Here is a 23,324-nt window from a genome sequence, read left to right on the forward strand (position 1 = left end):
CGTGTCCTCTGTGTCTCTGTGGGAGACCTTTCCCCTCTGTAAACTCTGTGGGAGAAATAATTATGATATGCTAGTCGAACGTCCGCCGCTGTTTTACCGCATGCTGTTTCCCGAGACCCTGTGGCGCATACACAAGCGCGAGCACACGGTCTATCTCACCTTTGACGACGGTCCGGTGCCCGAGGTTACGCCCTGGGTGCTCGACACGCTCGACCGCTATGGCGTCAAGGCCACCTTCTTCTGCGTGGGCGACAACGTGAAGCGCAACCCCGAGCTCTTTGAGGAAGTGAAACGCCGCGGCCACAGCGTGGGCAATCACACGATGAACCACATGCAGGGCGCCAAGGTGCCCACTCGCACCTATCTGCGCAATGTGCAGGAGGCACACGAGCTCATCCAGTCGCCACTGTTCCGCCCGCCACACGGCTTGTTGCGATGGGGCCAGTCAAGGGTATTGCGTTCGCGTTACACCATAATAATGTATGACCTCGTCACACGCGATTACAGCAAGAAACTCACACCCGAACAGGTGCTGGGCAACGTCAAGCGGTTTGCCCGCAACGGTTCCATCATCGTCTTTCACGATTCCATCAAGGCGCAGGAGCGCATGAAGTGGGCCCTGCCACGGGCCATCGAGTGGCTTCTGGCACAAGGATACAAGATTGAACGCATACCCATGTAGCATAGAATCCCTCATCAAGCAGCGGGCAGCGGAGCTCGACCTTGATGCCTGCGGCATAGCGCGAGCCTGTGCCGTGAGTCCCGATGCTGCCTTGCGTTACCGCAGGTGGATCGACACCGGGCGCAACGGATGCATGGACTGGGCGGCGCGCTATCTCGACGTGCGCGACAACCCACAGCTGCTGCTCGAGGGCGCGCGCAGCGTGATCATGGTGGCAATGAACTATTATCCCGCGCAGTTCCAGAGCCCTGATGTGCCCCAGTTTGCCTATTATGCCTATGGACGCGACTACCACGAGGTGATGCGCGACCGCCTGCACCAGATGTCGGCCTATATCAAAGAGATTGCCGGCGACGGCGTGGCTACACGCTGCTGCGTCGATACCGCCCCGCTGCGCGAGAGATACTGGGCTGTGCAGGCGGGAATAGGCTTCGTCGGGCGCAACAACACTCTCATCATCCCTGGCAAGGGCTCATATTTCTTCCTGGGCGGCATAGTCACGACACTGGAACTGCACCCCGACGACCCCTGCCAACTCACGTGCGGCGACTGCAAGGCATGCGAGAAAGCATGTCCTGGCGGGGCGCTCGCGGGCGGACTCCCCGTAGATGCCTCGCGGTGCCTGTCGTGCCTCACCATCGAGTACCGCGGCGAGGAACTGCCCCAGTGGGCCAGAGAAGCAATGGGCAACCGCATCTATGGATGCGATGAGTGCCAGCGGGCGTGTCCACACAACCGTGGCGCGCAACCCACCGCAGTACCCGAGCTGCAGCCCAGCGAGGCATTCCTCGCGCTCACAGCCCAGGACATAGCGGCAATGGACCAGCCCGCATTCTCTCGCTGTTTCTCACACAGCGCAGTCAAGCGCACCAAGCTCACCGGCCTCAAACGCAACCTCAACACCAACAACGAGAAATAACACCCAGTAACAATTTTCGCCATTCGATAAAACAAACCACCAGAAATAAGGGAATTTTAATTCAGATAAACTTTGATTCGATAAAGAAGACATAGCGGCCATCTGTGCGATGCCCGCAGCATGGGATTTGTGCCCGACGGCATGACCCATGAGCAAATGAAAGAGTTGAGCGAAGTTTTTCATTTGCCTAAGTGAGATAATTTGATTACTTTTGAGAAAAAAATGATATTATGAAAAATTTTGTTCTCTCAGCTATTGTTGCATTAGGTGCAATCTTCACTGCAAGTGCAGTAAATAACGTGGCTTATCAAGATGCCACGGTTCGTTTCACAGTCATCACCGACGGCGCGGTGCGCATGGAATATGCCCCCGACGGCAAGTTTGTCGACGACAAGTCGTTTGTAGCCGTGGAGCGCGACTATGCTCCCGTGAAATACACCGTCAAGGATGGCTCATGGGTTGAAATCACAACTCCCAAGATGAAGCTCCGCTACAAGAAAGGTAGTGGCGCTTTCACCGAGAAGAATACCGAGATTAAGGGCGTCAAGGGCGCGTTCCTGTTCACATGGAAGCCCGGCATGAAGCAGCAGGCTAACCTCAAGGGTACCTATCGCACCCTCGACCGTTGCCTGGGCGATGTGTTCAGCCCCGGTAAGGAAAAGGTGAAACTCCCCGTCGAGGACGGTGTCATTGCCCGCGACGGCTGGACTCTCATCGACGACTCCAAGAACTTCCTCTTTGACGGCAACACCGACTGGGACTGGGTGAAGGAGCGCAAGGCTGCCGACGGTGCCCAGGACTGGTACTTCATGGCCTATGGCAACGACTACAAGAAGGCGCTGGGCGACTATGCCACATTTGCCGGCAAGATGCCACTGCCTCCCCGCTACGTGTTCGGTTACTGGTGGAGCCGCTACTGGGCTTACAGCGACCAGGAGATGCGCGACCTCATCGACAAGATGGACGCTTATCAGATTCCCATCGATGTGCTTGTCGTTGACATGGACTGGCACTACACCGACAATGTGCGCGGTGGCTGGACCGGATTTACATGGAACAAGTCGCTCTTCCCCGAGCCCAACAAGTTCCTCAACTACTTGCGCGACAAGGGCCTCAAGATCACGCTCAACCTCCATCCCGCTGATGGCGTCATGACTTGGGAAGAGAAATATCCCGAGATGTGTGCCGAGGTGGGCATGAACCCTGCCGAGAAGAAGAATATCCCCTGGTGGGGCAGCCGCAAGGACTTTACCAAGGGCCTGTTCAAGCACATCCTCAACCCCATGGAGAAAGAGGGCGTTGACTTCTGGTGGCTCGACTGGCAGCAGTATCCCAATGACCTGCTCGTTGACGGCCTGAGCAACACCTGGTGGATCAACTACACCTTCTTCACTCAGCAAGAAAAGTTTACCAACAAGCGCCCGCTGCTCTATCACCGCTGGGGCGGACTGGGTAACCACCGTTATCAGATTGGTTTCTCGGGCGATACCTACATGGGATGGAAGTCACTCGACTATCAGCCTTACTTCAACCACACTGCGTCAAATGTGCTCTACGGTTTCTGGAGTCACGACATCGGCGGCCACATGCTGGGGTTGGGAGACGATATAGCTCCCGAGGATGCCATGGATCATGTAGATCCCGAGCTCTATATACGCTGGATGCAGTTCGGTGCATTGAGCCCCGTGCTGCGCACCCATTCTACTAAGGACAACCGCCTCGAGAAAGAGCCTTGGGCATTTGGTCCCGAGGTGACCGATGTGCTGCGCGACATCATCCAGCAGCGCTACCGCATGGCTCCCTATATCTACACCACAGCGCGCCAGGCTCACGACACATCTATCTCAATGTGCCGCCCCATGTACTACGACTATCCTGGTGCCGAGGAGGCTTATCAGTTCAAGAACCAGTACATGTTTGGCGACGACATGATGATTGCTCCCGTCACCTCTCCTGCAACCAACGGCTTCACCACCATCAAGGTGTGGCTGCCCGAGGGCAAGTGGTATGAGATGGTATCGGGCACAATGCTCGACGGCGGACAGGTGGTTGAACGCGACTTCGCCCTCGACGAGTATCCCATCTACGTCAAGGCCGGCGCTGTGCTTCCGTTCACCGGTGGCAAGGTGAAGAACCTCACTGCCAACGATGATCCCGTCGAGGTAACAGTATTCCCCGGTGGCAACGGCGAGTTCAAGATGTATGAGGACGCCGGCGTGAGCAAGAACTATGAGACCGAGTGCGCATGGACAGCCCTGTCGTCAAAGCGCGAAGACGCTCGCCTCACAGTGAACATCGCTCCCCGCCAGGGCAAGTATGCCGGTATGGCGCAGAATCGTGACTTCAGCGTGCGCGTGCTTTGCTCAGAGGCACCTGCTTCGGTTACCGTAAACGGCCAAAAGGCTGATTACACCTACGATGCCAAGGAACTCGCTGTAGTAGTGAAGCTGCCCAAAAAGGCTTGCGGCACTGCCACCGAAGTCGTGCTGAACTACGCCGGTCCTGCCCACAACCTTGCCGATGGCACCATTGGCCGTGCTAAGCGTGTGGTGAAGACCATCAACGAGTTCAAGAGCAAGTGCAACCCCGGCCGTTTGTTCAACGATGAGGTTGCCGACCTCGGTTCGTTCTACGTGGGCATCAACTACAACCCCGAGAATGTGATTGAGTGGGTCAACAAGTTCAACACCACCTACAACAACCTTCCCGAGGTGTTCAAGACATTTGGCGACAATGACCGCGCCAAGGCCGACGCCCAGTGGATTTTTGAAAAAATCAACTACAAGAAATAAATTCTGAAAATTAAAAGGCAAAATTTATTTTGCTTGCGAAGCTCGAAGCAGTCATCAAGAGGAGGAAAGGCGTCAAGTTCGCCACCGACATGAGTGACGGCAAGAACAGGAACAAGACCTAGGTCTATGGCGAAGGCATCCACTATGCTAACCTTTTTTGTAAAGTATCCCACCAAATAATGGTTTTGTTTTCGGGCTAAGTGTAAAATAAGTCGCCAAAACAGAGAAAAAAAGAAATCGCTAACTAGTTATTATCAACCTGTTAGCGATTCTTTTTGGTTGTCCTACCCGGACTCGAACCAGGAAATGCGGCACCAAAAACCGTTGTGTTACCATTACACTATAGGACAATCCTATGTCATTTTGAAGTCGTGCCCCTGGGGGCGTTTCCTCGAAATGCGGTGCAAAGTTAATAAATTCTGCTCAATCTGCAATGAATTGAGCAGAATTTTTTTGTTTTTTCCTGTGATTTTTAGTTTTAGGTCAAGAATTTCGAGAAGTTGAGTAATCGATTATTCGAGATTTCGATGTTTCGATTATTCGATAATTCAATGACTCGAATGCTTGATATCTTTTACTTCACGATGAGCAGGTAGTAGTTCTTCTTGCCGCGCTGGGCGAGGAGGTACTTGCCGTTGAGCAGCATGTCGGCGCTCACGGGAGCGTTGGGATCGGCGAGCTTCTCTTTGTTGATGCTCACGCCGCCGCCTTGTGTGAGCTTGCGCATCTCGCCTTTAGAAGCGAAGACTGCGGCGTTCTCGGTGAGCAGGCTGATCATGGGTGTGCCTGCCTCGATGGCTTCGCGCGATACTTCGAATGTGGGCACGCCTTCAAACACTGAGAGGAGTGTGTCCTCATCGATCTTGTGCAGTACGTCGGCAGCCTTGTTGCTGAATAAGATCTGTGATGCCTCTACCGCCATTTCGTAGTCTTGCTGTGAGTGCACCATGATGGTGATTTCCTGTGCAAGGCGTTTCTGCAAGGGGCGTGCGCCGGGGTTTTCCTGTTGCTCGGCTTCGAGTGCTTCGATTTCCTCGCGACCCAGGTCGGTGAAGATCTTGATGTCCTTAGCCGCGTCGGCGTCGCTCACGTTGAGCCAGAACTGGTAGAACTTGTAGGGTGATGTGCGCTTAGCGTCGAGCCACACGTTGCCGCTCTCGGTCTTGCCAAACTTGCCGCCGTCGGCCTTGGTGATGAGGGGGCATGTGATTGCGAAAGCCTCACCGCCGTTCATGCGGCGAATGAGCTCGGTGCCGGTGGTGATGTTGCCCCACTGGTCGCTACCGCCCATCTGGAGGCGGCAATTCTCGTGCTCATAGAGGTGCAGGAAGTCATAGCCCTGGAGCAGCTGGTAAGAGAACTCGGTGAACGACATGCCGTGGTCGGCGTTGGCAGCGAGACGCTTCTTCACGCTGTCCTTTGCCATCATATAGTTTACGGTGATGTGCTTGCCCACGTCGCGAATGAAGTTGAGGAATGAGAATTCTTTCATCCAGTCGTAGTTGTTGACCAGGATTGCGTGGTTGGGGGCATCGCTGTCGAAGTCGAGGAAGCGCGAGAGTTGCTCACGTATGCACTCCTGGTTGTGACGCAGAGTGACCTCATCGATGAGCTTGCGCTCCTGCGATTTCATTGAGGGGTCGCCAATCATACCGGTGGCGCCGCCCACGAGAGCGATGGGACGGTGTCCTGCGCGCTGGAAGTGCTTGAGCATCATGATGCTCACGAGGTGACCGATGTGGAGTGAGTCGGCAGTGGGGTCGATGCCCACGTAGGCCGATGTCATTTCTTTCTTGAGTTGTTCTTCGGTTCCGGGCATGATGTTAGCAATCATGCCGCGCCATGTAAGTTCTTCTACAAAATTCATTGTTATGCTGTTTTTTTATGTTTTTTTCGATGTTTCAACTTGCAAAGGTAGTGAAATTTAACGAAAGACGAAAGACAAAAAAACGAAAAACGAAAAAAACGGGCTCTCACAGAGTTACAGAGGGCACAGAGATTGCCTAAAACAATGTAATCAGTATGTCCTGCCATCTCCTTAAAATAATGATTTTACCCAAAAAACTCACGCAATATGCCCAAATCAGAGCAAATCAGAGTGCGCGCAGTGCTCCTGAATGTTGACTCTGGGGAAATGATTTTGCTGCGGGGGCGTGGTTCTTGTGGTATTTATATTTGCTCATTTCGTAATTATTATATAACTTTGTAGTTTAAAACAAGAAATAAACTTAACTAGATAAAACCTCTTTAACTATGTACGGAAAAATGCAAGCGTTCCTTACTCAGGAACTTGCCGACATTAAGGCTGCCGGCTTGTATAAAAACGAACGAATAATTACCACCGAGCAACGCGCCGACATTAAGGTGCAACCCGATAGTGATGTGCTTAACTTCTGCGCCAACAATTACTTGGGCTTATCAAACAATCCCCGACTCATCGAGGCTTCGATCAACACGATGAAGGAGCATGGCTACGGCATGTCGAGCGTGCGCTTCATCTGTGGCACGCAGGACATACACAAGGAACTGGAGGCTTCGATTGCCGACTATTTCCACACCGAGGACGCTATCCTCTATGGCTCTTGCTTTGACGCTAACGGCGGTCTCTTTGAGGCTCTGCTTGGTCCTGACGACGCAATCATCAGCGATGCGCTCAACCATGCTTCGATCATCGATGGCGTGCGCCTGTGCAAGGCTAAGCGCTACCGCTATGCTAACGCCAACATGGAGGAACTTGAAAAGTGTCTCCAGGAGGCTCAGGCCCAACGTTTCCGCCTCATTGCCACCGACGGTGTGTTCTCGATGGACGGCAACGTGGCTCCCATGGACAAGATATGCGAACTCGCCGAGAAGTATGACGCGCTGGTGATGGTCGATGAGTCGCACTCTGCCGGTGTGGTTGGCCCCACAGGACACGGCGTGGCCGAGCAGTTTGACCTCTACGGCAAGATTGACATCTTTACCGGCACGCTGGGCAAGGCTTTCGGCGGCGCGATGGGCGGTTTCACTACCGGACGCAAGGAGATCATCGACATGCTGCGCCAGCGCTCGCGTCCTTATCTGTTCTCTAACTCAATCGCTCCTGGCATCGTGGGCGCAAGCATCGAGATGTTCAAGATGCTCAAAGAGAGCAACGAACTGCATGACAAGTTGGTGGAGAACGTGAACTATTTCCGCGACAAGATGATGGCAGCAGGCTTCGACATCAAGCCCACGCAGAGTGCCATCTGCGCTGTGATGCTCTACGACGCTAAGTTGTCGCAAGACTTCGCGGCCCGCATGCAGGAAGAGGGTATCTATGTCACAGGTTTCTACTATCCCGTGGTGCCCAAGGGTGAGGCGCGCATCCGCGTGCAGCTCTCGGCAGGACACAACCGCGAGCACCTCGACAAGGCCATCGCTGCTTTCATCAAGGTCAAGGGCGAACTGTTGAAGTAAAAGTTTAACGGTTTAAAGGTTTAATGAGTTAGCCCCTAACCTTTAAACCGTTAAACCCATTAACCTCTTCAAATCCTAGAAACATAAAGAAATTAACTACTCAAATAAAACGATGAAAAATATACTTATCATCGGTTCTACGGGCCAGATAGGCTCAGAACTGGCAATGAAGTTGCGCAGCGTCTATGGCGGAGGCAATGTGGTGGCTGGATACATCCCCGGTGCCGAGCCTAAGGGCGAACTGGCAGAGAGCGGCCCCATGGAGGTGGTCGACATCACTAATGCGCAGCAAATAGCCGACGTGGTGAAAAAATATAACGTTGACACTATCTACAACCTCGCTGCCCTGCTCAGTGCCGTGGCCGAGAGCAAGCCCTTGCTGGCATGGCACATAGGCATCAACGGCCTGATCAACGTGCTCGAGGTGGCGCGCGAGAACAAGTGTGCCGTGTTCACTCCTAGTAGCATCGGTTCGTTTGGACCCAATGCCCCCAAGGATGGCACGCCGCAGGACACTATCCAGCAGCCCCGCACCATGTATGGCGTGACCAAGGTGACAGGCGAATTGCTCAGCAACTACTATGCCATGAAGTTTGGCGTGGACACCCGCTCGGTGCGATTCCCTGGCCTCATCAGCTATGTGACCCCTCCTGGCGGTGGCACCACCGACTATGCTGTGGATATCTATTACAGCGCTGTCAAGGGAGAGAAATTCATTTGCCCCATCAAGGCTGGCACTTACATGGACATGATGTATATGCCCGACGCGTTGCGTGCTGCCATTGAAATCATGGAAGCCGACGAGAGCAAGCTCAAGCACCGCAACTCGTTCAACATTGCGGCAATGAGCTTCGACCCCGAGATCATCTACAACAACATCAAGAAGTACATACCCACCTTCGAGATGGAGTATCAGGTAGATGCTCTGCGCCAGGGCATTGCCGACTCATGGCCCAACAAGCTCGACGACACATGCGCCCGCATGGAGTGGGGCTGGAACCACCAGTACGACCTCGACTCAATGACCCGCGACATGATCGACAAACTCTCCAAGCGCCTCAAGTAATAAACTAAAAAACTACAGATTACACAGATTACTCAGATTTTTTTATAAATTTCATTTACAAAGAAGAAGGAGCATCGATAATAGGGGCAGCAATGGAAGTTCACAGGACTCTGGGCTGCGGCTTTCTTGAAAAAGTGTATCAAGAAGCACTTGAAATAGCACTAAAGTCGCGATGTATTCCTACAGAACGAGAAAAGCTAATATATATCACATATAAGGGTATTCCATTAGCACAACCATATAAGGCCGACTTCGTGTGCCATAATGACATTATTCTTGAACTCAAAGCGGTATCGAAGTTGGATGACGTGCATAGGGCACAGATCGTAAATTATTTGAAAGCAAGTGGATATCAAGTGGGCTATTTGTTTAATTTCGGTGAAACAAGATTAAAATTTGAGCGTTTCATCAATCAAAAGCATCGTTACTAAATCCAGCTTAAAGAATCTGCGTAATCAGCGTAATCTGTAGTTTTAAAAAAAAACAGTAGTATATGAAGATAGTTGTTTCAAGTGGCGCGGGGATGAGCGCCGAGAGTGGTATCACCACGTTTCGCGATGCCGGCGGGTTGTGGGAGAACTACCCTGTGATGGACGTTGCCAGTGTCGAGGGGTTTGCCCGCGATCCGGCGCTAGTGCACCATTTCTATAACGAACGACGCAAGCAGCTGCTCGAAGCACAGCCCAATGCGGCACACATTGCGCTTGCCGAGCTTGAGAAAACTCACGACGTGCACATTGTCACGCAGAACGTCGACGACTTGCACGAGCGTGCTGGTTCCACTCGTGTGCTACACCTGCATGGCGAGCTCATGAAGGTGCGCACCATGCGCGAACCTTACAGTTACTATCAGCTGCCATGCGACCAGTTGAGCGGCGAGGGACTGTGCACATCGCCCGAGACTACCGACCGCGATGGACTGCACGTGCGTCCGCACATCGTGTTCTTCGGCGAGGATGTCCCCAATTTCCAGCCCGCATGCCGCCTGGCGCAAGAGGCCGACGTGTTTGTGGTGATAGGCACCACGCTGTCGGTTTACCCTGCCGCAGCATTGCTGCAATACACCCGCGAGGACACCAAGGTGTTCTACATCGACCCCAAGCCGGCCGCAGTGCCTGAATGGGTCAACGTGATTGCCAAGCCTGCCACACAGGGCGTCGCCGAGTTTATCGAGATACTCAGAACCCTATAACCATCAGTGATGAGACGATTCCTCTTGATGCTTATTGCGATAGCCATGAGCACCATGGCGCATGCTAGCCAGTTTGAGAATTTGCTCCAAGTACTCAACGACCCTGCCGGCAAGCATGTCATCGTTGTGTCGCACCGTGGCGACTGGCGCGGTGCTCCTGAAAATTCGCTTCCTGCCATCGAGCATTGCATCGACATGGGTGTGGACATGGTGGAGATAGACTTGCAGAAGACGCTCGACGGCCATCTTGTGCTCATGCACGATTTTGACGTGAACCGCACCAGCAACGGACAGGGACGCGTGTGCGACCTCACTCTCGAGCAAATCAAGAGCCTGCGTCTCAAGAATGGCATGGGGCGCGTAACCACCGTGCAGATTCCCACCATCGAAGAAGTCTTTGCACTCACCCGTGGCAAGATTCTCATCAACATTGATAAGGGGTATGACTATTTCCCCCAGGTCTATGCGCTTGCACGCGAGATGGGTATGCTCGACCAGATAGTCATCAAGAGCGGGCATCGCCTTGACAAAGTGCAGCGCGAGAATGCCGATGTGCTGGCTCACACCATCTATATGCCCGTGGTAAATCTCAACAGCGACGAAGCCGGAGTGATTATTGATGAGTGGCTTGCAGTGAAACCTCTTGCCATTGAATGCTGTTTCTCGCAGTGCGGTGAGCGTGAGTTGGCTTTGATGAAAAAGATACAGGCGAGCGGCTCCAAGGTATGGGTCAACACCCTGTGGCCCAGTCTGTGTGCGGGTCACGACGACGATGTCGCTGTCTTTGGCCACAACACCCGCGACTCTTGGCAGTGGGTACTCGATGCTGGTGCCAGCCTCGTCCAGACCGACCGCCCCGCCTTGCTTATCAACTACCTGCGCCTGCAAGGCCGCCACTAGTAATACTTTTATGTTGACAAGGGGTTTTAGAAGAAGTATAAACCTAATTACGGCCACATTCGCAGCACTTTCAAAAACTTTAAACCCTTTTTATTTTGCAGTTAACGCAACTTGCAGTAACTTTGCACAAAAATTTTACAAAATAAATGGACAAACTTAGTTACGCATTGGGTCTGAGCATGGCCCAGAATTTCATTGGCTCGGGAATACGCGAGCTCAACGCCGACGACTTTGCGGCAGCACTTAAGGCAGTATATAACAATGAGGAGAAACTCATGAGTTATGACGAGGCCAAGGCATTCATTCAGGAGTTCTTCACGGCTCTTGAGGAGGAAAACAAGAAGAACAATGCCGAGGCAGGCAAGAAGTTCCTCGAGGAGAATGCTAAAGACGAGAACGTGAAGGTCACCGCAAGCGGTCTCCAGTATCTCGTGGTAAAGGAAGGCGACGGCATCAAGCCCACTGCAACCGACGCTGTGACAGTGCACTACACAGGCCGACTGATCGACGGCACAGTGTTTGACAGCAGCGAGGAGCGCGGCGAGCCCGCTACATTCGGCGTGGGTCAGGTTATCCCCGGCTGGGTCGAAGGCCTTCAGCTCATGAGCGAAGGCAGCGCCTATCGTTTCTTCATTCCCAGCGAGCTGGCATACGGCCCCCACGGAACAGGCCCCATCCAGCCCAACTCAACACTGATCTTCGACGTGCAGCTCATCAAGGTGCAGCGCAGCGGCGACCATCTCTAATTCTTGCGACAATTAATTAAAAATCATTCACAATAACTTTTTTAAAAAAACTATGAAGAAAATTCTTTCAGTTGTTCTTATTGCAGCTTTCGCAATGTGCGTTATCAGCTGCAATGAAAAGAAGGCCGACACAAGCACTCCTCTCACTGATTCTATCAGCGAATACATGAGTACACTGTATGGAAGCCAAATCAAATATCAGGTTAAGGAAGACTCAACCATCGACATCAAGGAGCTCGTCAAGGGTATCGAGACTGTGATGGCTGCCGATACTAGCAACCACAGCTACATGGCTGGTATCCAAATCGGTATGCAGGCTATGGGTATGCTCGTTAACTTCAAGAACCAGGCTGGTTTTGAAATCGACCACGAGGCATTCAAGAAGAACTTCATCAAGACTCTTCTTGCCGACTCTGTGATGGACGAGACCAAGCTGCAGCAGATGAGCATGGAGCTCAACGGCATGATGGAGCGCGCTGCTAGACAAGCCAAGGAAAACGATCCCGTTGCTATCGAGAACAAGAAGGCTGGCGAGGCATTCATCAACAAGAAGAAAGCCGACAAGTCTTACATCACCACCAAGAGCGGCCTTGTTTACAAGGTGCTGGCTGAAGGTGCTGGCGAGAACTTCAAGGAGACCGACGTGATCATGACCAAGTATGTGGGCACACACATCGACGGCAAGGAGTTTGACAACAGCCAGGGTGAGGCAGTTCCTTTCCGCTGCCAGGGCGTTATCCCCGGATTTGCTGAAATTCTTCAGCTGATGAAACCCGGCATGAAGGTTGAGGTTGTAATCCCCGGTGACCTTGCTTATGGCCCCGACGGACGTCAGCCCCAGATTGGTCCCAACGAGACTCTCGTGTTCGTTCTCGAGACTGTTGAGGCCCAGAAGGTAACAGCTCCCGACGGACACCAAGTGCCCGTTGAGGTTGCTCCCGCCCAGTAATTGATACAAGAACGGGCTTTGCCCTGTAAAATAACAAGAACGCTTCGCTGCAAGGTCATCCTTTGGCGAAGCGTTTTTAGTTTTTTCGTCTTTCGTCTTTCGTTTTTCGTAAAAAAACAGTACCTTTGCAATAACTAACTTACAGTATAATCTCAAAAAACAAGAAATATGAAATTAGACGGACGCAGAGAGAGCAGTAATGTGGAAGATCGCCGCGGCATGAGCGGTGGCGCAAAGATAGCCGGAATAGGCGGCATAGGCGGTATCATCATCGCGCTCATCATGATGTTTATGGGTGGCGGCGACATCACCGACGTGCTCCAGCAGGCTGGCAACATAGCCGTTGAGCAACAAACGCAAGACGGACAGCAGCAGTTCACCCCCGAGGAAGAAGAACTTGCCAAGTTCTCTCGCCAGATTCTTGCCGGCACCGAGGACGTGTGGGCCAAGGTTTTCCGCGAGAATGGCCTGGGCGAATACAAGAACCCCAAGATGGTGCTCTACACAGGCAGCACCAGCACCGGATGCGGACAGGGACAGGCGCAGATGGGGCCTTTCTATTGCAGCGCCGACCAGACTCTCTACATTGACCTCTCGTTCTTCACTGGCATGCGCCAGCAACTGGGTGCCGACGGCGACTTTGCCTATGCCTATGTGATCGCCCATGAGGTGGGGCACCATGTTGAGTACCTCCTGGGTTCTCTGGGAGAGGCACACAACAAGATGTCGCACATGGACAAGGCCGAGGCCAACAAGGTGAGCGTGCGACTGGAGCTCCTTGCCGACTTCTATGCCGGCGTGTGGGCACACCACGACAACAAGCTCTTCGGTTCGCTCGAGGACGGCGACCTTGAGGAAGCAATACGTTGCGCGCAAGTGATAGGCGATGACTATCTCCAGAAGAAAGCACAGGGCTACGACGTGCCTGAAAGCTTCACCCACGGCACCTCAAAGCAACGCATGAAGTGGCTCAAACTGGGTCTCGACACCGGCGACATGAGCCGCGGAACCACATTCCAGCAAAGCGACGCTACATTGTAAAAAAACTTCTATCCCCCCGGAACTTCCGGTTTTTCCGGGAAATCCGGGATTTTTTTAAATAAATAACAAGCATCATGGCAACGAGTAAACGTAAACCCATATCACGCAAGAAAACACTGCGCATCATCAAGGATGATCCCTGGCTGGCACCATTTGAGGCTGCTATCGACGGACGCCACAACGACGCCGTGCGCAAGATTAACGAGCTCACAGGCGGCAACTGCAAGCTCAAGGACTGGGCCAATGCCCACGAATACTACGGCCTGCACCGCCTGCCCGATGGCAAGTGGGTGATGCGCGAATGGGCACCTAACGCTACCGCCATCTACATGGTGGGCGACTTCAACCAGTGGACCGACTGCGCACCCTTTGCCATGAAACGCCTTGAGGACGGCAGCTGGGAACTGAACCTGCCTGCACATGCGCTCAAGCACGGCGATCTCTACAAGCTCAATGTGCACTGGGACGGCGGCAGCGGCGAGCGCATTCCCGCCTATGCCACCCGCGTGGTTCAGGACGAGGCCACCAAGATTTTCTCGGCGCAGGTGTGGGCCCCCGACGAGGAGTATAAGTTCAAGGTGAAACGCTTCAAGCCCAGCACATCGCCTCTGCTCATCTATGAGTGCCACATAGGCATGGCGCAGAATCGCGAGGGCGTGGGCACCTACGAGGAGTTCCGCACCGAGATTTTGCCCCGTGTGGAAAAAGCCGGCTACAACGCCATCCAGATTATGGCCATTCAGGAGCACCCTTACTACGGGTCGTTCGGTTACCACGTGTCGAGCTTCTACGCAGCGTCGAGCCGCTTCGGTACCCCCGAGGAACTCATGCACCTCATCGACGACGCCCATGCCCGCGGCATCGCTGTGATCATGGACATCGTGCACTCCCACGCTGTGAAAAACGAGATGGAGGGCCTGGGACGCTTTGACGGCAGCATCGACCAGTACTTCTACGGCGACGGCCGCCGCGAGCACCCGGCATGGGACTCGCTGTGCTTCGACTACGGCAAGAACGAGGTGCTCTACTTCCTGTTGAGCAACTGCCGTTTCTGGCTCGAGAAATACAAGTTTGACGGTTTCCGCTTCGACGGCGTGACCTCGATGCTATACTACAGCCACGGCCTGGGACAGTCGTTCGGCGGCTATGGCGACTACTACAATGGTGGCCAGGACACTAATGCCATCACCTACCTGACGCTTGCCAACGAGGTGATACACGGCACCAACAAGAACGCTATCACCATCGCCGAGGAAATGAGCGGAATGCCCGGCCTGGCGCGCAAGTTCAAGGACGGAGGCATGGGATTTGACTACCGCATGGCGATGGGCATCCCCGACTACTGGATCAAGACCATCAAGGAGCGCAAAGACGAGGACTGGAAGCCTGGATCAATCTTCTGGGAACCCACCAACCGCCGCGCCGATGAGAAGACCATCTCCTACGCCGAGAGCCATGACCAGGCGCTGGTGGGCGACAAAACCATCATCTTCCGCCTCATCGACAAGGAGATGTACTGGCACATGATGGACGGCGACGACGACGGCACCGTGGCACGCGGCATGGCGCTGCACAAGATGATACGCTTGGTTACCGCATCGACCATCAACGGCGGCTATCTCAACTTCATGGGCAACGAGTGGGGCCATCCCGAGTGGATTGACTTCCCGCGCGAGGGCAACGGCTGGAGCCACAAGTATGCCCGCCGTCAGTGGGATCTGCTCGACCGCGACGACCTCAAGTATAAGTACCTAGCGGCATGGGACCGCGACGTGATGCACCTGTTGGCAGACACCGAGGGATTTGAATCGCGCGAGGTGAAGAAACTGTGGGACAACGACGGTGACCAGGTGCTCGCGTTCATGCGCGGCGACCTCGTGTTCGTGTTCAACTTCCACCCGTTCAAGTCGTTCAGCGACTACGGCATGCTGGCGCCCGAGGGCGAGTACGAGCCGTTGTTCAATAGCGACGAGACGCAGTATGGCGGCTGGGGCAACATCCAGGAAGAGGCCAACCACCTCACCGAGCACGACCCGCTCTACGCCGACGCTCACCTCGGTTGGCTCAAGCTCTACCTCCCCGCCCGCACAGCGACGATACTCCGCAAGAAGTAATCACTAGAAGCCTATATAGCCTATCTAGCTCATGTAGCCTATTCAACAGCCACTAAAAAAAACTGGTCATTCAAGCTCACGTTTTTACCTTTCGTTTTTCGTCTTTCGTAAAAAAGTAGTATCTTTGTATTTCTAAAAAAATACTGCACGATGGCAAAAGACGCATTAAACACGCCCATGATGAAGCAATTCATGGCTATGAAAGAGAAGCACCCCGATGCGGTGCTTTTGTTTCGCGTGGGAGACTTCTATGAAACATATCTTCAGGATGCTGTGACGGCATCCGAGATCCTGGGCATCACGCTCACACGGCGCTCCAACGGGGCTGCCGCAGCGACCGAGATGGCTGGTTTCCCGCACCATGCACTCGACACTTATCTGCCCAGGCTGGTGCGTGCTGGCAAGCGTGTGGCCATCTGCGACCAGCTTGAGGACCCCAAACTCACCAAGAAACTGGTGAAACGTGGCATCACAGAGCTGGTCACACCCGGTGTTGTGACCAGCGGCACGATTCTCGACCGCAAAGAGAACAACTTCCTGGCTGCGGTCAACTTCGGCAAGAAAAACGTGGGCCTGGCATTGCTCGACATCAGCACGGGAGAGTTCCTGGTGGCCGAGGGCAATGTGGAGTATGTAGATAAGCTCATGGGCAACTTCAACCCCAAGGAAGTGCTCATCGAGCGCAGCGACCGCAAGCGTTTTGCCGACTCATTCTCAAGCCAGTACCTCACTTTCGAGATGGACGACTGGGCGTTCACTATGGAGAGCGCCATGGACCGCCTGCTCAAGCATTTTGAGACCAAGAACCTCAAAGGATTCGGCGTGGACCGCATGGAGTGTGCCATCGTGTCGGCGGGTGCTATCATGCACTATCTCGACATGACGCAGCACACCCAGGTGAAGCACATCACCATGCTATCGCGCATCGAGGCCGAGCGATATGTGCGCCTCGACAAGTTCACCGTGCGCAACCTTGAACTGGTCGATTCGATGGCCGATGGCGGCAAGTCGCTGTTAAGCGTTATCGACCGCACGCTATCGCCTATGGGTGCCCGACTGATGCATCGATGGGTGCTCTTCCCCCTCAAGGACGTGGCTGCTATCGAGCGCCGTCTCAACGTGGTGGAGCACTTCTTCCGTGACCCCGAGGCGCGCGACTTGCTCAAGCAGCAGCTTGAGGTGATGGGCGACGTGGAGCGACTCACCAGCAAAGCTGCCGTGGGACGCATCACTCCGCGCGAACTGGTGCAGCTCAAGTGCGCGCTGCAGGCCGTGCGACCCATCAAACACATGTGCATGGATGCCACGTGCGACGTGCTCAACGCCATGGGCGACCAGCTAAATCCCTGTGCATCGATAGCCGAGCGCATCGACAGGGAAATCAACCCCGACGCACCCAACCAGGTGAACCGCGGAAACGTGATAATGCGAGGCGTGGACCCGCAGCTCGACGAGTTGCGCGAAATCGCCCACAGCGGCAAGGACTATCTCATGGCCATGCAGCGCAACCTCAGCGAGACCACGGGCATTCCTAGCCTGAAAATTGCCTACAACAACGTCTTCGGCTACTACATCGAGGTGCGCAACACCCACAAGGACAAGGTTCCCGTGGAGTGGATACGCAAGCAGACGCTTGTCAACGCCGAGCGATATGTGACCCAGGAACTCAAAGACTATGAGGAGAAGATTCTGGGCGCCGAGGAGAAGATCCTCGTCATCGAGGCGCAACTGTTCAACGAACTTGTGATGGCTGTGACCGAGTTTATCCCCGCCATTCAGGTCAACTGCAACATCCTTGCGCAGCTCGACTGCCTCATGTCGTTCACCGTGGTGGCTGCCGAGGGCAAGTATAACCGCCCCGTGGTGGATGAGAGCCTGGACCTCGACATCACTGAGGGCCGACATCCCGTGATCGAGCGTCAGCTGCCCCCGGGCGAGCTGTATGTGCCCAATAGCTTGCGCTTGAGCAACGACGAGGATCAGATAATGGTCATCACCGGTCCCAACATGGCTGGTAAGAGTGCCTTGCTGCGACAGACGGCTATCATCGCGCTCATGGCCCAGATGGGCTGTTATGTGCCTGCACAGGCCGCCAGGATAGGCGTGGTCGATAAGATATTCACCCGTGTGGGCGCCAGCGACAACATCTCGCAGGGCGAATCCACTTTCATGGTTGAGATGACCGAGGCGGCTTCGATACTTAACAACCTGAGCGAGCGCAGCCTTGTGCTCTTTGACGAGTTGGGCCGCGGCACCAGCACCTACGACGGCATCTCGATCGCATGGTCTATCGTGGAATATATCCATGAGCACCGTGCACGTGCCAAGACGCTCTTTGCCACTCACTACCACGAACTCAACGAGATGGAGAAGAACTTCAAGCGCATTGTCAACTACAACGTGAGCGTGAAGGAGATGAACGGCAAGGTTGTGTTCCTGCGCAAGATTGTGAAGGGTGGCAGCGAGCACAGTTTCGGTATTCATGTGGCAAAGCTGGCGGGTATGCCGCCGGTAATCGTCGATCGTGCAGGCCAAGTGCTCAAACAGCTCGAGGCCAACTCGCAAGGCGGCGCTGCTGTGACCAAGGACCTGGGCGACGTGGCATCATCACGCAGTGGCTACCAGCTGTCGATATTCCAGCTCGACGACCCCGTGCTCACGCAGATACGCGACGAGATTCTGCACATCGACATCAACAACCTCACCCCCATGGAAGCCCTCAACAAACTGCACGATATCAAGGGAATACTCACCGGCAAACACCAGTAAATGCCAAAACCGCAATATATCGAAAAAAAGTGGCGCTACTCTCACGAGCAACGCCACTTGGTTTATGAAAAAACTATTTTTATTAATTGATTATTTCAAAACCGGTGTACTTGTGCAGGCACTTGGGGATGCGTATTCCCTCGGGTGTCTGGTTGTTCTCGAGCAATGCAGCCACGATGCGGGGCAGTGCGAGAGCCGAGCCGTTGAGGCTGTGGCACAAGCGTGTCTTCTTGTCGTCGCCACGGTAGCGGCACTTCAGACGGTTGGTCTGGTAAGTCTCGAAGTTAGAAACCGAACTTACCTCGAGCCAGCGTTGCTGTGCTGCCGACCACACTTCAAAGTCGAATGTGATGGCGCTGGTGAAGCTCATGTCGCCGCCGCACAAGCGCAGGATGTGCCAGGGGAGGCCGAGTTTCTCAAGCAGACCCTGAACGTGGTCCTTCATCTCCTCGAGAGCTGCATAAGAGTCCTCGGGACGCTCGATGCGCACGATTTCCACCTTGTCAAACTGGTGCAGGCGGTTGAGACCGCGCACGTCTTTGCCATAGCTGCCGGCCTCGCGGCGGAAGCATGCTGAATAAGCGCAGTTCTTCTTGGGAAGCTCGTCCTGGCTGAGGATGACATCACGGTAGATGTTGGTGACGGGAACCTCTGCTGTGGGGATGAGGTAGAAGTTGTCGAGAGTAGCGTGGTACATCTGGCCTTCCTTGTCGGGGAGCTGGCCAGTGCCGCGTCCTGAATCCTCGTTCACGAGATAGGGGGGCTCAACCTCTACGTAGCCGGCTTCGCTGGCCTCGTCGAGGAAGAACTGGATGAGCGCGCGCTGCAGGCGGGCACCCTTGCCTATATAGACGGGGAAACCTGCACCTGTGATCTTCACGCCCAGGTCAAAGTCGATGAGGTTATATTTCTTGGCGAGTTCCCAGTGGGGGAGTGCATCCTCGCCCAGGTTGGGCATGTCGCCGCCCTCTTTCTCTACCACGTTGTCGGCAGCAGTGCGTCCGGCAGGCACACCCTCGTAGGGTACGTTAGGGATAGAGAGGAGAATCTCTGTTATCTCGTCTTCGGCAGCCTTGAGGCGGTCGTCGATTTCCTTATTGGTGTTTTTGAGGGCAGCCACTTGTGCCTTAACGGCCTCGGCTTCCTCGCGCTGGCCCTGCTTCATGAGGGCACCTATCTGCGCTGCCATCTTGTTGAGCACGGCAGCGTTGTCGTCACGCTCCTTTTGTGCTGCGCGGCGTTGCTTGTCGAGTTCCACAACGCGGGTGATGGGCTCGCGCGCGTCAAAGCACTTGACGGCAAGGCGCTCAATCACAGCCTCGGGATTCTCATTGATGAGTTGAAGTGTAAGCATTTTTTATTGTTGTTTTTTAGTTGTTTTTTTTCTATCTATAGTTTCTATAGTTATCTATACTATATCTTTTATCCGTTCTTAAAATCTCAAGAAAGCAGTTGTCGCACCAGGGCGTTGATGGCTTTTCCCTCGGCCTTGCCAGCAAGCTGCTTGGTTGCGAGGCCCATGACCTTGCCCATGTCCTTCATAGAGGTGGCTCCTGTTGTGGCGATGATTTCCTTAACGGCGGCTTCGAGTTCCTCGGCGCTCATCATCTTGGGCAGGAATTCCTCAATCACGGCAGCCTGTGCCAGTTCCTCGCCTGCGAGGTCCTCACGGCCATTCTCGGTGTAGAGGGCTGCGCTCTCCTTGCGTTGCTTTGCCATTTTCATGAGCACCTTGAGTGCGTTCTCATCGCTCACCTCTCCGTTGTTGCCTGGCTGGGTCTTGATGAGCAGCAGTTCGGCCTTAATGCCTTGTAATGCGCCCAGGCGCACCTTGTCGCGGGCCAGCATAGCAGCCTTGATGCCCGCATTCACGTTATCAAATATTGCCATAGTGATTGCTGTTTTATGTTTCAACCCACAAAGTTAATGATTTTTTGTGAAAAACGAAAAAAACGAAACACGAAAAAACGAAAGACGAAAAACGAAAGACTATCTAGGCTATCCCGGCTATCTAGGCTATCTAGGCTATTCCAGCTATCCCGCCTATCCCGCCTATATCAAGCGAGCAATTAGAATTTCTTGCGCCCGCCGAGGTAATAGTCGGTGATGATGTTGCAGCGGCACTCGGGCATTTCCTTGAGCAGGTTGCGTGTGGGATGCTGCGTGTAGTTCTTGCGCATCGTTCGGAAGTCGTTGTGAGCCTTGAGGATAGCTCGCGCGTCGGCCCAGTGGAACTTTGCCACTGCCATGCCCCATGCCAGGGTGTCGAGCAGGCGGCGCGTGAAGAGGGCTTTCTTCACGTCGGCTGCAGGCAGGTTCTTGTGCAGCAGCAAGAGGTTGTTGCGGAAGTTGAGGTAGGTCTTGCGCGGGTTGCCGTAGGCCAGGCTTGCTCCGCCCAGGTGATAGACACGGCTCTTGGGCAACATGTGTATCTCGCTGCCGCTGAGGATGATGCGCCAGCACAGGTCTATTTCCTCCATGTGGGCAAAGAAATCCTTGTCGAGACCTCCGGCTTGCTTGTATAGCTCGGTGCGCACCATTAGGCAGGCTCCGCTAGCCCACAAGATGCTGGGGGTGATGTCGTCATATTGTCCGAGGTCATCTTCCACGCTGTCGAAGATGCGTCCGCGGCAGTAGGGGTACCCGTGGCAGTCGAGGTATCCGCCCGCAGCACCGGCATAGTCAAAGGTTTCTTTGCCTCCCTCGCCGTTGTCGTGCAGGAGTTTGGGTTGCAGTGCTCCCACCTGGGGGTGCGTCTCCATGTAGTCAAGCATGGGGTCGAGCCATCCATGAGGCGTGCGCACGTCGCTATTGAGCAGCACGGTATATTCGTTCCCGGTCACGGCAAGGGCGCGGTTGTAACCCTCGGCAAACCCGTAGTTCTCGGGCAGGGTGATTACCTTGACCGACGGAAATTCATCGGCCAGGACATTGAGGCTGTCATCGGTGCTGCCATTATCGGCCACAACGACATCAGCGATGTCGGGGTTAGTGTTGGAGACCACGCTGGGCAGATACTTGCGCAGCAATGCAGCGCCGTTCCAGTTTAATATTATTACTGCTACTTTCTTCATTTTCTATAAAAATTCTCTCGAAAAGTCGAAATATCGATTCTTCAAGTTTCGTCACACAATCGTAGCATCCACGGTGAGGTCGGGGCCGGCGATGCTGTCGAGACGCACGTTGACCACCGTGTTGACGAGCTCGGGGCGGTGCGGCACGTTGACGCGTATGTAGTTGTCGGTGAAGCCGTGCATGGGTGCGGAGCCGTGCGGAGCCTCCATGAGCACGGGCCGCACGGTGCCCAGGTATCGCTCGATGAACTCACGCTGCTTGCGGTCGCTCAATTCAATCATGCGTTGTGCGCGAGCCTGCTTGTCGCGCTGGCTCACCACGTAGGGGATGCGCAGCGCCATGGTGCCGGGGCGCTCGCTATAAGGGAACACGTGGAGATGCTGCAACGAGAGCGAGTCGAGGAAGTTGTAGCTGTCCTCAAAGCATTCAGGGGTCTCGCCGCGGCTGCCCACCATCACATCCACGCCGATGAAGCAATCGGGCATGAGTTCCTGGCAACGGTGCACTTTCTCGGCAAAGAGCTCGCGGTCATAGTGGCGTCGCATGAGCCTGAGCACCTCGTTGTTGCCGCACTGCAATGGTATGTGGAAATGGGGCATGAACGCACGTGATTGAGCGCAGAACTCGATAATCTCGTCGGTGAGCAGATCGGGCTCGATCGATGAGATGCGGTAACGCTCTATGCCCTCTATCTGGTCAAATGCACGTATCAGGTCGATGAAACGCTCGCCGGTGTTCTTGCCGAAGTCGCCTATGTTGACGCCTGTGATCACGATTTCTTTGCCGCCTTTCGACGCCACGTCCTGTGCCTGTGCCACGATGCTCTCGATGGAGCCGCTGCGGCTGCGTCCGCGTGCCATGGGGATGGTGCAGTAACTGCAGTAGTAGTCGCAACCGTCCTGCACCTTTAGCCAGTAACGGGTGCGGCTGCCACACTCGCACGAGGGGACAAAGCGCCTGATGTCGCGTGTGGGGGTAATGCTCTCCACACTGTTGCGGTCGCCAAACCAGCGGGTTACATATTGGGCAATCTCGCCTTTCTGATCCTGCCCCAGCACGATATCCACTCCGGGCAACTGCGCTATCTCATCGCCCTTGAGCTGCGCGTAGCAACCGGTGACCACGATAAGGGCCTCGGGGTAACGCTTGTGAAGGCTGCGTATGTGCTGACGTCCTTTCTTGTCGGCAAGTTCGGTGACGCTGCAGGTGTTTATCACGCACACGTCGGGTGTGCCGCCATCGGGAACTGCTTCAATGCCTTGCTCGGCAAGGAGTTGCCCCATGGTGGCAGTCTCTGAAAAATTCAGTTTGCAACCCAAAGTCTCGAAATATACTGTTTTCTTTGCTTCCATAAATCATGCAAAGTTACTGCTTTTTTCACTAAAAAACGAAGAACGAATGACTAAAAAAACGATGACGATGCGCTCGCGTTGCTCGCTACGATACGATTTCGCTGCGATGACTGGTTTTTGACGACGATGACAACTGCTACTTCCACCACAGAGTTACTATGTTTGCAGTCGCAAATGACAAGAGGCTGTGAAAAATAGCCAGAACAGGCGGTAGCTTTTTCCGCTCAAAGGGGCTTTGCCCCGGCCGCTCGGGCTGTCCCCAGTGTGTTTTTCATAGTTTTTTTATAAA

18 protein-coding genes and 1 tRNA gene are annotated in these 23,324 nt (G+C 54.3%); 13 read left to right on the plus strand and 6 right to left on the minus strand.

Features of this window, described 5'->3' with window-relative positions; genetic code table 11:
• The first annotated feature begins 67 nt into the window (after positions 1 to 67).
• The 3 genes from ACKI3C_RS10470 to ACKI3C_RS10480 all read left to right on the plus strand — a co-directional run bounded on the left by ACKI3C_RS10470 (position 68) and on the right by ACKI3C_RS10480 (position 4,393).
• A complete protein-coding gene (locus ACKI3C_RS10470) occupies positions 68 to 682 on the plus strand; it encodes a polysaccharide deacetylase family protein (RefSeq protein ID WP_407404775.1) in 615 nt (204 codons plus the stop codon).
• Positions 663 to 1,601: a tRNA epoxyqueuosine(34) reductase QueG gene (gene queG / locus ACKI3C_RS10475; RefSeq protein WP_407404777.1), complete on the plus strand. Its 939-nt coding sequence runs from the start codon at positions 663 to 665 to the stop codon at positions 1,599 to 1,601. Before ACKI3C_RS10470 ends, queG begins: the two co-directional genes overlap by 20 nt.
• A 230-nt stretch (positions 1,602 to 1,831) precedes the next feature.
• Complete coding sequence (locus ACKI3C_RS10480) at positions 1,832 to 4,393, plus strand: TIM-barrel domain-containing protein (protein ID WP_407404779.1); 2,562 nt, start codon at positions 1,832 to 1,834, stop codon at positions 4,391 to 4,393.
• Between the two features lie 276 nt (positions 4,394 to 4,669).
• Here ACKI3C_RS10480 and ACKI3C_RS10485 read toward each other — a convergent pair.
• Together ACKI3C_RS10485 and tyrS are read right to left on the minus strand one after the other, a co-directional pair.
• A tRNA-Gln gene (locus ACKI3C_RS10485) sits at positions 4,670 to 4,743 on the minus strand.
• Between the two features lie 224 nt (positions 4,744 to 4,967).
• Positions 4,968 to 6,260, minus strand: coding sequence for a tyrosine--tRNA ligase (tyrS, locus tag ACKI3C_RS10490; protein WP_407404781.1), 1,293 nt, complete (start codon positions 6,258 to 6,260; stop codon positions 4,968 to 4,970).
• 386 nt (positions 6,261 to 6,646) lie between these two features.
• Between tyrS and kbl the strand changes: the two genes are divergently transcribed.
• The 10 genes from kbl (at position 6,647) to mutS (ending at position 18,608) form a co-directional block, all read left to right on the plus strand.
• A complete protein-coding gene (gene kbl / locus ACKI3C_RS10495) occupies positions 6,647 to 7,831 on the plus strand; it encodes a glycine C-acetyltransferase (protein WP_407404783.1) in 1,185 nt (394 codons plus the stop codon).
• A gap of 112 nt (positions 7,832 to 7,943) precedes the next feature.
• A complete protein-coding gene (locus ACKI3C_RS10500) occupies positions 7,944 to 8,897 on the plus strand; it encodes an NAD-dependent epimerase/dehydratase family protein (protein WP_407404785.1) in 954 nt (317 codons plus the stop codon).
• A gap of 53 nt (positions 8,898 to 8,950) precedes the next feature.
• Positions 8,951 to 9,328 carry a GxxExxY protein gene (locus ACKI3C_RS10505; protein WP_407404809.1) on the plus strand — a complete coding sequence of 126 codons (378 nt, stop codon included), beginning with the start codon at positions 8,951 to 8,953 and terminating at the stop codon, positions 9,326 to 9,328.
• A gap of 62 nt (positions 9,329 to 9,390) precedes the next feature.
• Positions 9,391 to 10,089 (plus strand): SIR2 family NAD-dependent protein deacylase, encoded by a 699-nt coding sequence (locus ACKI3C_RS10510; protein WP_407404787.1) that lies wholly within the window; start codon positions 9,391 to 9,393, stop codon positions 10,087 to 10,089.
• Between the two features lie 9 nt (positions 10,090 to 10,098).
• Complete coding sequence (locus tag ACKI3C_RS10515) at positions 10,099 to 10,989, plus strand: glycerophosphodiester phosphodiesterase family protein (protein ID WP_407404789.1); 891 nt, start codon at positions 10,099 to 10,101, stop codon at positions 10,987 to 10,989.
• Positions 10,990 to 11,135: 146 nt separating this feature from the next.
• On the plus strand, positions 11,136 to 11,735 hold the full coding sequence (locus ACKI3C_RS10520) for an FKBP-type peptidyl-prolyl cis-trans isomerase (protein ID WP_407404791.1): 600 nt from the start codon (positions 11,136 to 11,138) through the stop codon (positions 11,733 to 11,735).
• Between the two features lie 52 nt (positions 11,736 to 11,787).
• On the plus strand, positions 11,788 to 12,684 hold the full coding sequence (locus ACKI3C_RS10525) for an FKBP-type peptidyl-prolyl cis-trans isomerase (RefSeq protein ID WP_407404793.1): 897 nt from the start codon (positions 11,788 to 11,790) through the stop codon (positions 12,682 to 12,684).
• Positions 12,685 to 12,852: 168 nt separating this feature from the next.
• Positions 12,853 to 13,725, plus strand: coding sequence for a neutral zinc metallopeptidase (locus ACKI3C_RS10530; RefSeq protein ID WP_407404795.1), 873 nt, complete (start codon positions 12,853 to 12,855; stop codon positions 13,723 to 13,725).
• 74 nt (positions 13,726 to 13,799) lie between these two features.
• Positions 13,800 to 15,839, plus strand: a complete 2,040-nt coding sequence (locus tag ACKI3C_RS10535; protein ID WP_407404797.1) for an alpha amylase C-terminal domain-containing protein — start codon at positions 13,800 to 13,802, stop codon at positions 15,837 to 15,839.
• A 150-nt stretch (positions 15,840 to 15,989) separates the two neighbouring features.
• On the plus strand, positions 15,990 to 18,608 hold the full coding sequence (mutS, locus tag ACKI3C_RS10540; RefSeq protein WP_407404799.1) for a DNA mismatch repair protein MutS: 2,619 nt from the start codon (positions 15,990 to 15,992) through the stop codon (positions 18,606 to 18,608).
• Between the two features lie 82 nt (positions 18,609 to 18,690).
• Here the strand turns inward: mutS and serS are convergent, their stop codons facing one another.
• From serS to mtaB, 4 genes are all read right to left on the minus strand, one after another.
• On the minus strand, positions 18,691 to 19,962 hold the full coding sequence (serS, locus tag ACKI3C_RS10545; protein WP_407404801.1) for a serine--tRNA ligase: 1,272 nt from the start codon (positions 19,960 to 19,962) through the stop codon (positions 18,691 to 18,693).
• Positions 19,963 to 20,048: 86 nt separating this feature from the next.
• On the minus strand, positions 20,049 to 20,498 hold the full coding sequence (locus ACKI3C_RS10550) for a GatB/YqeY domain-containing protein (protein WP_407404803.1): 450 nt from the start codon (positions 20,496 to 20,498) through the stop codon (positions 20,049 to 20,051).
• A gap of 179 nt (positions 20,499 to 20,677) precedes the next feature.
• Positions 20,678 to 21,682 (minus strand): glycosyltransferase family 2 protein, encoded by a 1,005-nt coding sequence (locus ACKI3C_RS10555; protein WP_407404805.1) that lies wholly within the window; start codon positions 21,680 to 21,682, stop codon positions 20,678 to 20,680.
• Between the two features lie 51 nt (positions 21,683 to 21,733).
• Positions 21,734 to 23,035: a tRNA (N(6)-L-threonylcarbamoyladenosine(37)-C(2))-methylthiotransferase MtaB gene (gene mtaB / locus ACKI3C_RS10560; RefSeq protein WP_407404807.1), complete on the minus strand. Its 1,302-nt coding sequence runs from the start codon at positions 23,033 to 23,035 to the stop codon at positions 21,734 to 21,736.
• Between the last annotated feature and the right edge of the window lie 289 nt (positions 23,036 to 23,324).

Source organism: Sodaliphilus sp. (genome assembly GCF_045598405.1).
GTDB lineage: Bacteria > Bacteroidota > Bacteroidia > Bacteroidales > Muribaculaceae > Sodaliphilus > Sodaliphilus limicaballi.

Excerpts from the sequence above, each read along its gene's own strand:
- tyrS (WP_407404781.1), bottom strand. The coding sequence starts at position 6,260 with ATGAATTTTGTAGAAGAACTTACATGGCGCGGCATGATTGCTAACATC.
- ACKI3C_RS10555 (WP_407404805.1), bottom strand. The coding sequence starts at position 21,682 with ATGAAGAAAGTAGCAGTAATAATATTAAACTGGAACGGCGCTGCATTG.
- ACKI3C_RS10500 (WP_407404785.1), top strand. The coding sequence starts at position 7,944 with ATGAAAAATATACTTATCATCGGTTCTACGGGCCAGATAGGCTCAGAA.
- ACKI3C_RS10525 (WP_407404793.1), top strand. The coding sequence starts at position 11,788 with ATGAAGAAAATTCTTTCAGTTGTTCTTATTGCAGCTTTCGCAATGTGC.
- ACKI3C_RS10480 (WP_407404779.1), top strand. The coding sequence starts at position 1,832 with ATGAAAAATTTTGTTCTCTCAGCTATTGTTGCATTAGGTGCAATCTTC.
- ACKI3C_RS10535 (WP_407404797.1), top strand. The coding sequence starts at position 13,800 with ATGGCAACGAGTAAACGTAAACCCATATCACGCAAGAAAACACTGCGC.
- mutS (WP_407404799.1), top strand. The coding sequence starts at position 15,990 with ATGGCAAAAGACGCATTAAACACGCCCATGATGAAGCAATTCATGGCT.
- ACKI3C_RS10520 (WP_407404791.1), top strand. The coding sequence starts at position 11,136 with ATGGACAAACTTAGTTACGCATTGGGTCTGAGCATGGCCCAGAATTTC.
- ACKI3C_RS10470 (WP_407404775.1), top strand. The coding sequence starts at position 68 with ATGCTAGTCGAACGTCCGCCGCTGTTTTACCGCATGCTGTTTCCCGAG.
- mtaB (WP_407404807.1), bottom strand. The coding sequence starts at position 23,035 with ATGGAAGCAAAGAAAACAGTATATTTCGAGACTTTGGGTTGCAAACTG.
- kbl (WP_407404783.1), top strand. The coding sequence starts at position 6,647 with ATGTACGGAAAAATGCAAGCGTTCCTTACTCAGGAACTTGCCGACATT.
- ACKI3C_RS10510 (WP_407404787.1), top strand. The coding sequence starts at position 9,391 with ATGAAGATAGTTGTTTCAAGTGGCGCGGGGATGAGCGCCGAGAGTGGT.
- serS (WP_407404801.1), bottom strand. The coding sequence starts at position 19,962 with ATGCTTACACTTCAACTCATCAATGAGAATCCCGAGGCTGTGATTGAG.
- ACKI3C_RS10515 (WP_407404789.1), top strand. The coding sequence starts at position 10,099 with ATGAGACGATTCCTCTTGATGCTTATTGCGATAGCCATGAGCACCATG.
- ACKI3C_RS10530 (WP_407404795.1), top strand. The coding sequence starts at position 12,853 with ATGAAATTAGACGGACGCAGAGAGAGCAGTAATGTGGAAGATCGCCGC.
- ACKI3C_RS10550 (WP_407404803.1), bottom strand. The coding sequence starts at position 20,498 with ATGGCAATATTTGATAACGTGAATGCGGGCATCAAGGCTGCTATGCTG.